This window comes from Deltaproteobacteria bacterium (genome assembly GCA_003696105.1).
In the GTDB taxonomy this organism is placed as follows: Bacteria; Myxococcota_A; Polyangia; order Haliangiales; family J016; genus J016.
The window spans coordinates 1-13,131 of the sequence record RFGE01000335.1; the positions used below are offsets into that span (position 1 = coordinate 1).

General features: G+C 73.4%; 13 protein-coding genes. 6 read left to right on the forward strand and 7 right to left on the reverse strand.

All coding sequences use genetic code 11. The features are described from left to right. The 6 genes from D6689_20875 to D6689_20900 form a co-directional block, all read right to left on the reverse strand. Positions 1 to 844: J domain-containing protein (locus tag D6689_20875; GenBank protein ID RMH37520.1), on the reverse strand; the 844-nt coding region annotated here is incomplete at its 3' end. Next, entirely contained in the window at positions 841 to 1,377 is a 537-nt protein-coding gene (locus D6689_20880; protein RMH37521.1) for a J domain-containing protein, read from the reverse strand. The genes D6689_20875 and D6689_20880, both read right to left, overlap by 4 nt. Positions 1,378 to 1,386: 9 nt before the next feature. Further along, complete coding sequence (locus D6689_20885) at positions 1,387 to 2,967, reverse strand: molecular chaperone DnaK (GenBank protein RMH37522.1); 1,581 nt, start codon at positions 2,965 to 2,967, stop codon at positions 1,387 to 1,389. Positions 2,968 to 2,999: 32 nt separating this feature from the next. Beyond that, entirely contained in the window at positions 3,000 to 5,006 is a 2,007-nt protein-coding gene (locus D6689_20890; GenBank protein ID RMH37523.1) for a hypothetical protein, read from the reverse strand. Positions 5,007 to 5,046: 40 nt separating this feature from the next. Further along, complete coding sequence (locus D6689_20895) at positions 5,047 to 5,787, reverse strand: PilZ domain-containing protein (GenBank protein ID RMH37524.1); 741 nt, start codon at positions 5,785 to 5,787, stop codon at positions 5,047 to 5,049. A 48-nt stretch (positions 5,788 to 5,835) separates the two neighbouring features. Next, complete coding sequence (locus D6689_20900) at positions 5,836 to 6,708, reverse strand: prepilin peptidase (GenBank protein ID RMH37525.1); 873 nt, start codon at positions 6,706 to 6,708, stop codon at positions 5,836 to 5,838. Between the two features lie 78 nt (positions 6,709 to 6,786). On the opposite strand from D6689_20900, the gene D6689_20905 reads away from it, so the two are divergent. From D6689_20905 to D6689_20930, 6 genes are read left to right on the forward strand one after another with little or no spacing between them, the layout of a single operon-like run. Further along, entirely contained in the window at positions 6,787 to 7,755 is a 969-nt protein-coding gene (locus tag D6689_20905; GenBank protein ID RMH37526.1) for a hypothetical protein, read from the forward strand. A 50-nt stretch (positions 7,756 to 7,805) separates the two neighbouring features. Beyond that, on the forward strand, positions 7,806 to 8,534 hold the full coding sequence (locus D6689_20910; GenBank protein ID RMH37527.1) for a hypothetical protein: 729 nt from the start codon (positions 7,806 to 7,808) through the stop codon (positions 8,532 to 8,534). Continuing rightward, the gene (gene proB, locus D6689_20915) at positions 8,527 to 9,633 is read left to right on the forward strand and encodes a glutamate 5-kinase (protein RMH37528.1); all 1,107 of its coding nucleotides are present in this window, start codon (positions 8,527 to 8,529) and stop codon (positions 9,631 to 9,633) included. Before D6689_20910 ends, proB begins: the two co-directional genes overlap by 8 nt. A gap of 40 nt (positions 9,634 to 9,673) precedes the next feature. Further along, positions 9,674 to 10,942, forward strand: coding sequence for a glutamate-5-semialdehyde dehydrogenase (locus tag D6689_20920; GenBank protein RMH37529.1), 1,269 nt, complete (start codon positions 9,674 to 9,676; stop codon positions 10,940 to 10,942). Positions 10,943 to 10,996: 54 nt separating this feature from the next. Then, entirely contained in the window at positions 10,997 to 11,428 is a 432-nt protein-coding gene (rsfS, locus tag D6689_20925) for a ribosome silencing factor (GenBank protein RMH37532.1), read from the forward strand. Positions 11,429 to 11,446: 18 nt separating this feature from the next. Next, positions 11,447 to 11,857: a 23S rRNA (pseudouridine(1915)-N(3))-methyltransferase RlmH gene (locus D6689_20930; GenBank protein RMH37530.1), complete on the forward strand. Its 411-nt coding sequence runs from the start codon at positions 11,447 to 11,449 to the stop codon at positions 11,855 to 11,857. A gap of 23 nt (positions 11,858 to 11,880) precedes the next feature. Here the strand turns inward: D6689_20930 and D6689_20935 are convergent, their stop codons facing one another. Then, entirely contained in the window at positions 11,881 to 12,897 is a 1,017-nt protein-coding gene (locus D6689_20935; protein RMH37531.1) for a tetratricopeptide repeat protein, read from the reverse strand. Positions 12,898 to 13,131 lie beyond the last annotated feature (234 nt).

Consider the following 13,131-nt stretch of genomic DNA (forward strand, 5'->3'; position numbering starts at 1 on the left):
CGGGCGGCGCGGGCGGCGCGGGCGCCGCGGGCGGCGCGGGCGGCGCGGGCGGCGCGGGCGCCGCGTCGGCGACGTCTTCCAACCCGGCGATCCAGCCGTCGTGCGGCAGCAAGGCGGGGCCCGCCGCGATCGCCTTGCCCGCGGCGGCGGCCGCGTCGCGCATCCGATCGTAGGCCTTGTTGATGTGGATGAACACCTCCTCCGCGAGCTGCGCGATCGCGTCCGAGTCGTAGCGCGCGTACACGTCAGGGTGGAAGCGCTTGACCAGCCGGAAGTATCCGCGGCGAATCTCCGACACACCCGCGTCCCACGCGACGCCGAGCACTTCGTGGGCGGCGGCGGCCCGCAGCCGCCGGTGCTCGGCCTCCAGCTGCAAGAACACGTCGCGGTGCTCATCGCGCACCGCGTCGACGGCTGGCGCAGTGCGCTGGTCGACGATCTCGTCGACGGGGGCGTCGGCCGGCTCCGCCGGTGGCGGCTCGATGCGCTCCGACGGCTCGGCATCGCCCGGCAGCCTCGGCGGCGCGGGCAGCGCGGCCTCCGCTCGGCCTTCCGCGACGAGCGCGCGCAGTCGCCGCAGCAAGTCGTCCGTCATGCCGGACAGCGACAACAACACCTGCGCGCGCCTGCCGTCGGGTGCGGGCCGCGCCGCGGCCACCGTCGCATCGATGGCGACCGTCACGTCGTCGGGCAACACGAGGGCGATCGTCACCGGGTCGCCCTTGTGTGGCGAAAACGGCACCTTCACGACCAACGTGCGGTCGGCGCGCATCTTCGTCTCGTAGAATTGCTCGACCTGATCCCACGTCGAGCAGCGGACCTTGAGCGACCTGGCCCGGCTCACGGGTCCTCTCCACGGGCGGCGCGCTCCGCGCGCGCGAGCGCATCGCGGATCACGGCGTTGTCGGCCGCGACCGACAGCGCCATCTTCAGGTTCATCACCGCCCCCTTCGCGTCGCCCGCGGCGAGCGCCGCCGTCCCCAGTTTGTAGAACTTGCGCGCCGCCCCGTCGGGCACGTCGTCCTCCGGCCGGCGAATGCGCGGCCGCGCCGCCGCGTCCGCATCCCACCGCAGCTTGCCGTCGGCAAGCCCCGCATCGTATTGCTCTCGCTTCTGTCCGTCGATCAGCACGCGGTACGCCTCGACCACGCGCGAGTAGACCGACGTGAGCTTTCGCCTGAACGCGTCGTCCATCCAGCCGATGTGCAGATCCGGGTGGAGCCGTGCCGCGCGCCGGTAGTACGCATCCTTGATCTGCACGGCCGTGGCATCTTTCTGCACGCCGAGCAGCGCATAGTAATCGACGCGGTCGAGCGCGGCGAACGCCTTGTCCACGAACGCGATCACCGCCTCACGGGCCTGTCGGCTGTCCCCCATCGGCACGTCCTACGCGGGGCGCGGCAGGTGCTGTGGATCGGCGTCGGGCGTGTCCGCGCCCGGTGAAGGCGCGCCGATCACGCGCATGGTGGCTCGGGTTTCTCGCCCGGTCTTGGTGTCGATTGCGCGCACGCTGAGAATGCCGTCCACGTCGATCGTGAACGTCACCTCGATCTCGGTTTCGCCGCGCTTGGCCGGCTCGAGGTCGTGTAGTTCGAGCGTGCCGAGCTTTTCGTTGTCGGCAAACATCTTCGCCTCGCCCTGCGACACTTGGATGTCCACGCGCGTCTGGAAATCCTTGCTCGTGATGAACTTGCGCGTGCGCTCGACCGGAATCGGCGTATTCCGCTCGATGATCGTCTCATTGTAGCCGCCGGCGACCGCGATGCCGAGGGCGCGCGGCGCGACGTCGAGCAGCAGCGAGTAAAACTGCGCGGGGTCGGCGTGGCCCGAAGTCAGCGCCGCCGCCTGCAGCGCCGCCCCGTACGCGACCGTCTCGTCGGGATTGATCCGCGCCTGCGGCTTGCGGTGGAACTGCTGTTCGATCGCGGTCCGCACCAGCGGCGTGCGAGTCGACCCGCCGACCAGGATCAAATCCGTCAGATCCCGAGGTTCGAGTCCGGCGGCGGCGAGCACCTCGCGGCACGCCTGCACACTCCGCTCGACGTACGGCTCGATCAGCGATTCGAACTGTTGCCGCGAAATCTCGAAGTCGAGCCCCACCGACTTGCCGCCGGCTCCGACGGCCAGATCGTGAATCGTCCCGGCGACCACCGGATCGTCCGACAGCCGGCACTTGATCTGCTCGCACGCCGTCTGAAGCTTCGCCCACCCCTCCGGCTGCGTCCGCAGGTCGATGCGCGTGCGCTCGAGAAACTCGCCCGCCAAACGGTTCACGAGCGCCCGGTCGAAGTCGTCGCCGCCGAGGAACGAGTCGCCGCCGGTCGCGAGCACTTCGAAGATCCGGTCGCGAATCTGCAGCACGGTCACGTCGAACGTACCGCCGCCGAGGTCATAGATCGCCAGCACCGCATTGAGCGCCTTGCCGAACCCGTACGCCAGCGCGGCGGCGGTCGGCTCGTTGAGGATGCGCAGCACCTTGAGGCCCGCGAGCTGCCCCGCCTGCTTGGTCGCCTGCCGCTGCGAGTCGGTGAAGTTCGCCGGCACGGTGATCACCGCTTTGGACACCGGCGCGCCGAGGTGCTGCTCGGCACACTGCTTGAGGTGCATCAGCACGAACGCCGAGATCTCCGGAACGGAGTAGCGGCGGCCGCGTACCACGATCATCGGCTGCTCGTTCGGCCCCTCCTCGATCTGGTACGGCAGCGTGGACAGCGCGAGACGGACGATCGGGTTGCGGATGCTCTGCCCGATCAACCGCTTGGCCGAATAAATCGTGTTGCGCGGGTCGATGTGGCGCCGAGCGCGCGCGGAGTGGCCGACGAGCACGTCGCCGTTCGGAACGAACGCGACCACCGACGGGTGCAGGCGATTGCCGTAGCGGTCCGGGATGACCTCGACGCGGTTGTTGCGGACAGTCGCGACGACCGAGTTGGTCGTGCCGAGATCGATGCCGATGACGCCTTCCAACCGGACGAACTCCTTGGGCCGTCAGTGTACTACTACTTGCGCCGCGGTTTCGGAGGCGACGCCGGCAACGGCACGAGGTCGACGTCGCGCTCCACGATCTGCACCGGGCGTCCGCCTTCGCTCCAGTCGTCGGCGCGCACGACCGCGAACGCCGGCGCAAATCCCGCTTTGACCACCTTGAACTCGTACTCCTGCCCTGCCCGTACGTCGCGCAGGCGCACTTCGGGAGTGAAGCCGACCAACAAGTACGCCTCGGCGCCCGGCGGCCGCGACTCGACGTGCAGGATCCCGCGCCCCTCGCGGCCCGTGGTCGGACGCGGCGGTGCCGGCGGATAGGGCTCGGGGATCGTGCCGGGCGGCACCGGTTGGAGCGTCGCGCTCACCACCGCGCGCATGTTCGCGCCGCTGCCGTTCCACATCCCGCCGACCACGTTGATGTCGGCCGGCGCGAAGCCCTCGTGCTCGATTCGCACCTGGTGCACGACCGCCGCCGACAGCGACGGCGAATCGGCCGGCGTGCGGCCGAGCGACAACCACACCGCGGCGTCGGGCTCGTCGCTGCGCACCACGATCGTGCCGGCGCGCACTTCGTCGCCGACGACGTGGACCACCGGGGTCGGATCCGGCGCGGGGCCGGCCTTTCCCATTCGCAGCACCCCGTAGACCGCGGCGGCCGACAGCGCGGCGGTCGCCACCCACAGCAACGCGCCGGGGCGCCGCCGGGACAGCGCCATGTCCACCGCCGGCGCCACCGGGTCGGTCCCCGACGGCGGGCGAAACGGCCGGCGCGGCGCCCCGCGAGGCTCCGCCCGGTCGATCGCGCGCCGGGCGGCGTGCGCCAGTTCGACGTCGGAATCGGTCATCGCCGGCGGCAGGTACGTGTCCTCGTCGTCAGCGGTCGCTCCGAGCCGCACGATCGGGTCGGCGCCGCCGGAGTCGGCCCGGATCAACGCGGACACCGGATCGGCGGCCGTTTGCCCGACCGGGTCGACCGCGGTCGGCGGATCGTCGTCCTCGCCGGCGGCGCCCGCTGCCGGCAATCCGGCCACCAGCGCATCGACGGCGGCATCGAGATCGCTCGCCGCGCCGCCGGCCGGCGCCGCCTGCGCACCGCCGCCCGCAATCGCCGCGACCACGTCCTCGGTCTCGGCCTCGAGATCCGCCTCTGCGGCGCCCCGCACGCCGACCGCGAACCGCGCGAGCTCCTTGATCGTCGCGACCGCCACGCCGGGCGCGTCCGCGGCGGCATCGAGCGCGGCGGCCAGTTCCACCGCCGTCGGGAAGCGCTCGGCCGGATCGGTTGCGAGCGCACGCGCGACGATCGCCGCGACCGCGTCGTGACACGGGAGTTCACCGGGCGGCGGGCCGCCGGACAGCAGCCGGTGGAGCAGCGCGCCCGCCGCGTACACGTCGGCGGCCGGCGACGGCGGATCGCCGAGCGCGACTTCCGGCGCGACGTACCCGCGGGCGCCGAGCGCGGCCACGTCGCCGGCCGCGCACGCCGCCTCGGCCAGCGCGCGGCCGACGGCGAAGTCGGCGACCTTGACGCCGCCGTGGACGTCGATGAGCACGCTGCGCGGATGCACCGCGCCGTGCGCGATGCCGGCGGCGTGTGCGCGGGCGAGCCCGGACGCCACCGCGCGCGCGACCGCCAGCGCGAGCGCCTCGGACATGTCCCGGCCGACCGCGTCCGCGTCGGCGACCAGCTGCTCGAGCGTCACGGCCCCGGCCACCGCCTCGTTGACGACGGCGTGGGTCCCGTCCGGCATGCGCCCGATGAGGATCGTCTGCTGCACGTGGCGGTGCTCGAGCAGGCCGAGGTTCGCGCCGTGCGTGTGCAGCGCATCGACGAATCCGTCGCGGGCGGCCAGGCTCGGGTCGACGCACAGGATGTGCGCCTCGCGGCCGTGGTCGCCGACCGCGCGGTACACCGCGCCGTAGAATCCGACGGCGAGCCGCTGGTGCAGCGTATAGCCGGCAAACGACCGCGCGCTGTCAGCCACGGTCGGATTGTCGCAGATCGACCGGCGCGCGACCACCGGCCGGCGCGGGAACTCGCTCGGCGAGCGAGGCGAGCGGCTACTCGGTCGTCTCGCCGCGCAGCTTCACGTCGCGAATCATGCGGCGCAGCCGCTTCATCCCCTCGCCGTCGAGGCGATCGAACCGGATTCCGACGCCGCTGACGCTGTCGTCGCGACGCCCCCACACGACCTTGCCCTCGAACTCGATCTCCGGCGAACCGTCGAGCGGATCGAGCACGATCGTGACCCGCGCGCCGTCGGGCAGCGATCGCGACGTCTTGAGCGATACGCCGCCCGAACCGACGTCTTCGACCTCGGCGTCGCCGCGCAGCGGCACGTCGCCGTCGCCGTCCCCCTCGACGACGAACCGCGCCGGCAGACGCATCGGAAACCGCCGGTGCTTGCGCTTCCACGACGCCTTGGCGCGGCCGGCGGCGACCGCCACGAGGAAGTCGCGCTTGTCGTCCTCGCCGTCGGCGATGCGAAACGTGAACTCGCCCGTCCCCGCGCTGCCGACGGCGACCGCACGGGTGAGGATGCGGTTGGGAAGCCCCGGGAACCCGATCTCCAGGATGACCTCGTCGTTCGGCTCGTAGACCGCCTTGGTCGCGACGCGAAGTTGTCCCGCGCCGTCGCCGTCTACCGTCAGTCGCGAGAGGAAGTCCTCTCGACTGGTGAATGTTGCGAACAGGATCTTCATGCGGTGCTCAATCGTTGAAACGCGGTCCGACGCCCGCGCGATCGCCGCGGCCCCCTCGAACGCACGGCCGCGCGCCTCCAGCGGCGTCGACGGCAACACTCATCCATTTCATGATACGGCATCGGGCGACAGACTGCGTTGGCGCGCTCAGCCTCCGGGCCCCCCCCAGAGCAAGCTGAAACTTACTTTAACCCACGACTCGCCGTACATGTAAGCGATCGCGCCGGCGGCGAGAAACGGGCCGAACGGCACCTCGGCGTGGCGCAGATCCCGCCGGCGCGCCGCGGCGAGCGCGGGGATCATGACGACGGAGCCGACCAGCGCCCCCGCGAACAGCGACGCGAACACCGCCTGCCAGCCGAACAGCGCGCCGACGATCGCGAGCAGCTTGCCATCGCCGTAGCCCAGCCCCTCGCGCCGCGTCATCCAGTAATAACCATCGGAAATCAAACGCACAATCCCGTACCCCACGGCGGCGCCGACGAGGCCCTCGTACCAGCGCCGCTCCGGCAGCACGAGGCCCAGCGCGTAAAACGCGGGGATCGCCGGGTAGGTGACGCGGTTGAGGATGAGGCGGTGGTCGATGTCGATGAACGCGATCACGACCAGCGCGAACGAAAACACCGCGTAGACCGCGAACCGCCCGAGGCGAATCGCCAGCGGCCCGTCGAACACACCGCTGGTGACGCACAGCGCGTAGGCGCCGGCAAACAGCAGCCCCGTCGCCGCCTCGACCAGCAGGTAGCGGGGCGAGTAGCGGACGCCGCACGCGCGGCAGCGGCCGCGCAGCCACAAGTAACTGACGATCGGCAGGTTGTCGTACCAGCGGATCGGCGTGCCGCACGCCTGGCAGTGCGACGGCGGCGACGCGATCGAGCGGCCGCGCGGGTGGTCGTCCGTCGGCGGCAGCCGCACGATGCACACGTTGGCGAAGCTGCCGAACACGGTTCCGAGGACGAACGCGGCGGCGACGGCCGCGGGCGTCATCGCCCAGGCATCGAGCACCTCGACGAGTGGCATGACCCGACCACGTTAGCACCGCGGCCCCGCCCGAGGCGGCCGCGCGCCGCCGCGAGCCGATGTGCTAAGAACTGCGACATGGCCCGTCCCGCCGCACCGCGACCCGGTACGCGTCCCGCCGCCCCCCGGCGGCGGGCGATCGCCCGGTTCGCGGCGATCGCGGCGACCGCCGCCGCGGCGTGCGCCGGCGACGGCGCGCCGGCCACGCCGCTCGCCGTGACCGACCTCGTCGCGGGCGAACCGGCCCCGGCCCCGATCGACGTCGCCGCCGCCGCGCGCGATCCGGCCGAACTGCTGCGCGCGCTCACCCAGCCGCACCGCCGCGTCGCCGCGGCGCTCGGCGGCCACCGGTTTCGCGGAACGTCGTCGGTCGTGGTGTCGGCCGACGGCGACGAGGTCGAGCGCCTCTCCGACGAGACCTCCATCGACTACCGCGACGCCGGCGCCTTCGCCGCGCGGCTCGACAACTCGCGCGACTACGGCCGCCACGTCGTGTTCGTCGGCGGCGAGCTGTATCTGCGGCCGCGCTACGGCAAGTACCACCGCCGCCCGCCGGTCGATCGCGACGAGCCGGCGCGCATCCTCGACGACATCTACGCCACGTTCGGCGACACGTTCGCGCTCGTCGCGCCGGCCGTCGATCCGGTCGACCGCGGGCCGGTCACGGTCGCGGGCCGGCCGGCCCGGCGCATCGAGCTGGCGCGAGCGGCCAGGCCGCGCCCGCGCCACGAGGACGACCCGGCGCGCGCGTGGCGCGAGACCATCGTCGTGGATCACGTCGACGGCTACGCGGTGGTCGACGACGCCACCGGCGCGGTGCTCGACGGCCGCATCGCCGCCCGCCTCGCGTTTTCGCGCGACGGCCGCCCGTTCGACATGGAGGTCGCGGCCGCGCACCAGGTCGAGCCGGGCGCGCCCGACGCGATCGCCCCGCCGCCCGCCGACCAGACGGTGACCACGCACCAGCGCTCGCACGAACTCGACGACCGGGACGCGCTGCTCGACGGCCTCGCGCCGCGCAAGCGCCGAGGGCCTGCACCGAAATGACCGCGACGTCCCTCACCGTCGGCCGGCAACACCTGGCGGAGCATCGCCGGATGATCGCGGCGCGCGCGATCGCCGCGTCGATGGCCGGCGCGCTGCCGCTGCCGGTCGTCGACGACTGGCTCGCGTCGCGCATCCGGCGCGGCATCATCCGGCGCATCGCGGCGGCGCGGGGCGTGGACATCGACGACGACGCCGTCGCCGCCATCGCCGACGGCGATGCGGCGCCGCCGAGCTTCGCGCAGATCGCCGGCGGCACGTTCCTGTTCAAGGTGCTGTCGCGCAGCTGGCGCAAGCTGATGCTCGCCTACGTCGCCGCCGACCGCGCGCGCGCCGCCGCCAAGACGTTCTCGGTCGCCACCCTGTTCGACCACTACGCGGCCCGCCTGCACGTCGGCCTCGGCGTCGACGCCGCCACCGGCCGCCGCCTGCGCCGGCTCATGGACGAGTGCATCGACGACACCGAGGGCAGCATCGGCGCGGCGGTGTTCCGCAAGGCGATCGCCGCCGCGGCGCGGGCGAGCGTCCGCGCGCCGGCCGAGTTGATCGATGCGGTCACCGGCGGCCGGCTGCGGCGCCTGCTGTCTGCCGGTGCCGACGAGGTCGTCGCCGTCGCCGAGATCGACTCGGCGATCGAGCGGTCGATGGACGAGGAGGCCGGGTTCCTCGCCCGCGCGGCCCGCGCGGTCGACGCGCAGTTGTCGGCCGAGGACAACCCGTACCTCGACGACCTCGTCACGTGCTTCGAGTCGCGGTGGCGGCAAGAGGTGGGACATGCGTGACCCTGAGCGCGCCGCGCTCGCCGCCGCCCGCCGCATCGTCGTCAAGATCGGCAGCCGCCTGCTCACCGATAGCCCCGCCGGCCGCCCGGCGGCGCTCGCCGACGAGATCGCAGCCCTGCGCGCCGAGCGCGGGCTGCGCGCGGTCGTCGTCACGTCCGGCGCCATCGGCCTCGGCATGCGCGCCCTGCGCATGGCGAAGCGACCGGCCGACATCCCGTCGCTGCAGGCCGCGGCGGCCGTCGGCCAGCGCGCGCTGCTTACGCACTGGGGCAATGCGTTCGCGGCGCACGACATCCCGATCGGCCAGATCCTGCTCACGCACGACGACATCCGCGACCGGCGGCGGTTCCTCAACGCGCGCCACGCGATCGACGCCCTGCTCGCCGCGTCGGTGGTGCCGGTGGTCAACGAAAACGACACGGTCGGCTACGAGGAGATCAAGTACGGCGACAACGACCTGCTCGCCGCGCTCGTGTGCAATCTGGTGGGCGCCGACGCGCTGATCGTCCTCACCGACGTCGAGGGGCTGCGCGGCGCCGACGGCCGGCGGATCCCGGTCGTGCGGGACGTCGACGCCGAGGCCGTGCCGGTCGCGGGCGGCAGCACGACCGGCAGCCCCGGCTCGGGCGGTATGGCCTCCAAGGTGCAAGCCGCCAAGCTCGCCGGCCGCACGGGCGCGGCCGCCGTCGTCGTCCCGGGCGCCGAGCCCCGGGCGCTCACGCGCGCACTGGCCGGCGAGGACATCGGCACCTTGTTCGTTCCGCCGGGCGACCGCCTCACCAGCCGCAAGCACTGGATCGCGTTCGGCTCGCGGCCGGCCGGCGCCATCGCGGTCGACGCCGGCGCCCGCGCCGCGCTCGTCGACCGGCGGACCAGTCTGCTGCCTGCCGGGGTCACCGGCGTGTCCGGCGAGTTTGACGCCGGCGACCTCGTGTCTGTCGTGGACGCCGGCGGAACCGAGTTCGCACGCGGACTTGCGTGCTACGGCGCGGCCGACCTGCGCCGCATCGCCGGTCGACGTTCTGCCGACATCGCCGCCATCCTGGGGTATAAATATGTCGATGAGGTCATCCGCCGCGACGACCTCGTGATCCTGTGACGGCCACAACCTCTACCACCACCGGGAGCCTCTCGCTCGCTTGCCGACCACGGAGCTAGAGCGGGACATCGCGCGAATCGCGGCCGACGCCCGGACGGCCGCGCGCGCGCTCGCCAAGACGGATAACGCGGCGCGCAACCGCGCGCTCGAGCGCATCGCCCGCGAGCTGCGCGCGTCCTCCGCCGCGATCCTCGCGGAGAACGAACAGGATCTGGCCGGCGCGCGCGCCCGCGGCCTGTCGGCCGCGATGATCGACCGGCTGCGGCTCGACGAATGCCGAATCGAGGCGGTCGCGCGCGGGGTCGAGGAGGTCGCGGCACTGCCCGACATCGTCGGCCGCATCGAGGGCGAGCACACCCGCCCCAACGGCCTGCGCGTCGCGCGCATGCGCATCCCGCTGGGCGTCGTGCTGATGATCTACGAGTCGCGGCCGAACGTCACCGCCGACGCGGCGGCGCTGTGCCTCAAGTCGGCCAACGCGGTGATCCTGCGCGGCGGGTCCGAGGCGTTCTTTTCGAACCGCGCGATCGGCCGGGCGATCGCCGCCGGGCTCGACGCCGCGGGGTTGCCGCCTAGCGCCGTGCAGGTCGTCGGCAACACCGAGCGCCGCTCGATCGAGTTGTTGCTCCAGCGCGACGAGGAGATCGACCTCGTGATCCCGCGGGGCGGCGAGGGGCTGATTCGGTTCGTGTCGCAAACGTCGCGCATCCCGGTCATCCGCCACTACAAGGGCGTGTGCCACGTGTACGTCGACGCGGCGGCCGACCGCGACATGGCCCTCGCCATCGCGGAGAACGCGAAGGTCCAGCGCCCCGGCGTGTGCAACGCGTGCGAGACGATCCTCGTGCACGAGGCGGTCGCGGCCGACCTCGTGCCGGCCTTGTGCCAGCGGCTGCGCGCGTGCGGCGTCGAGATCCGCGGCGACGCCCGCGTATGCGAGCTGGCGGGCGGCGCGGCCATCCCGGCCACCGACGACGACTGGGCCGCCGAATACCTGGACCTGATCGTCGCGATGCGCATCGTCCCGAACCTGGACGCGGCCGTGGCCCACATCGAGCGGTACGGGTCCAACCACACCGAGGCGATCGTGACGTCCGACGACGCGGCGGCCGAGCGGTTCGTGCGCGCGGTGCAGTCGTCGACCGTCCTGGTCAACGCGTCGACCCGGTTCGCCGACGGCGGCGAACTCGGGCTCGGCGCCGAGATCGGCATCTCCACCACCAAGCTCCACGCGTACGGCCCGATGGGCGCAGAGGGGTTGACGACCACGAAGTTCGTGGTACGAGGCTCCGGCCAAATCCGGACCTGACGGTCCAGTAGGAGGAACGTGACGAACCTGCAGCTACAGCGAAACGCCCGCGACATCAGTCTCCGACGCGAGGACGGCGTCGCGCCCGCGGTACGCGGCGGCGCGACCGGCCGCGAGTTGGCCGACCTCGCGCTGGCCGCCGCGCTCGACAAGAAGGCGCTCGAGCCGGTGCTGCTCGACGTCGGCGAGCTGTGTTCGTACGCCGACTACATCCTGATCGTGTCCGCGCGCAGCGATCGGCAGGTCGGCGCCATCTGCGACGCCGTGCTCGGCTCGCTCAAGGAGCGGGGCCAGCGTCCCCTCGGCACCGAAGGCGAGACCAGCGGCCAGTGGGGGCTGCTCGACTTCGGCGACGTCATCGTCCACGTGTTCCACCACCCGACGCGCGAGTTCTACGACCTCGAGAGCCTGTGGTCCGACGCGCCGCGGGTGCCGATCGACATCCCCGACGACGCGCGCATCCGCGCCGACGAGCCAATCTACTAGCGTGCTGGCCGAGGCGTCGTGCGCGTGACGGTGCTCGCCGTCGGACGGCTCAAGGAGCGCTACTTCCGCGACGCGGAGGCCGAATATGCCAAGCGGCTGCGGCCCTACTGCGCGCTCGCCATCCGGGAGCTGCGGGACGACGCCGCGCTGGCTGCCGCGGTGCCGGATCGGGCGCGGTTGGTCGCCCTCGACGAGCGCGGCGACGCGATCGACAGCCGCGCGTTCGCCGACCAGTTCCTGTCGGGCGGCGACGTGGCGTTCGCGATCGGGGGCGCCGACGGCCACGCCCCCGAGTTGCTTCGGCGCGCCGACCACCGCATCGCGTTCGGGCGCATGACGATCGCACACCGGCTGGTGCGGATCGTCCTGCTCGAACAGATCTACCGCGGGTTCCGCATCGCGCGGGGCGAGCCGTACCACCGCGACTGACCGCGGCCGGGCGCACCGGCCGGTCAGCGCGCCCGGGCGAGGAGTCGCTGCACCTGGGCGGCGTCCGGCGCCCGGGGCGCGCGCTGCAGGTACGCGCGGAACGCGCGCGACGCGCGGCGGTGATCGCCGAGCTTGCGATAGGCGAGGCCGAGGGCGCGATAGCCCTGTGCCAGCGACGGGTCGGCGCGCACCGCGGCACGGAACTTCGCGACGGCCTCCGTGTAGCGGCCGGCCAGGTAGAGCCGGCGGCCCTCGGCGTAGGCGGCCCGCGCGGCATCGCGGCGACGAACCTGCGCGGCGCGGGGCCGCGGCGGCGCAGCGGGTGCGGCCTGGGCGTGCCGCCGTGCGCGGCCGGGGGTCGCGGGCGCGGCGGAGTGCGCGGCGTTCCCGGTCCGACTCGGCTCACCCACGGGCGGCGCGGCGGCAGCGGCGGGCGCGGTCGCGACCGCTTGAGCGGGAGCGACCGTCGGGCCCGGCGCATGCGCCGCCGGCGCGGCCGCGGCCATCGCCGGTCGCGCGCCCGCCGCCGGCGCCGCGGCAGAGGCCGGCGCGCCCGCTACCGCGGGGCCGGAAGGTGCGGGCGGCGCCGGGGTGCGGGAGGCAGAGGCCGGTGCGGAATCGACCGGTGCCGCAGGTGCCCCCGGCGCCGCGCCGGTCGCGGCGCACTCGCCCGCTGCGTCCGCGGCGCGGGCGGTACGCGCCGGGGCGGGAACGACCCATGCGACGGCCGCCAGCGTCGCGCAACCGGCCAGGTACCCCGCGATCCCCCGATGGGCGGCCCAGAGGCCGCCGATGCCGCCGGCGACCCGCGCCGCGGCACCCGCACCGCGCTCCGCCAGGTCGGCCGCGCGGGCCCGCAGGGGCAGGCGCTCGACGACCGACCGGTCGCCGGGCGCGCCGGCGGCCGGAGGCCGCGCATCCCCGCGGCTGCCCGCGGTCGGCTCGTCCAGGTCCGAAAAATCCTCGACCGGCTCGACGGCGAGCGTCTCCCCTCGTCGAAAGAAGTCCTGCTCCAATGCGTCGAACGGACCGCTGGTCATGACCGACAGCGTTGCAACGATAGTGCCGCCGGCCGAACGCACAAGTTCGCGTCAACACCACCGCCGTGCCACTGGCAGCGTGCAACTTTGGTACACCGATGCCCGCACACCGCACATCGCCGCCTCACCCGCCGCCGCCCGCCGGCGTCGCCGCGTCGCCGCCTCACCCGCCGCCGCTCGCCGGCGTCGCCGCCGCCCCCTCACGAGACCGCGCCCGGCGCCGCCCCCTCACCC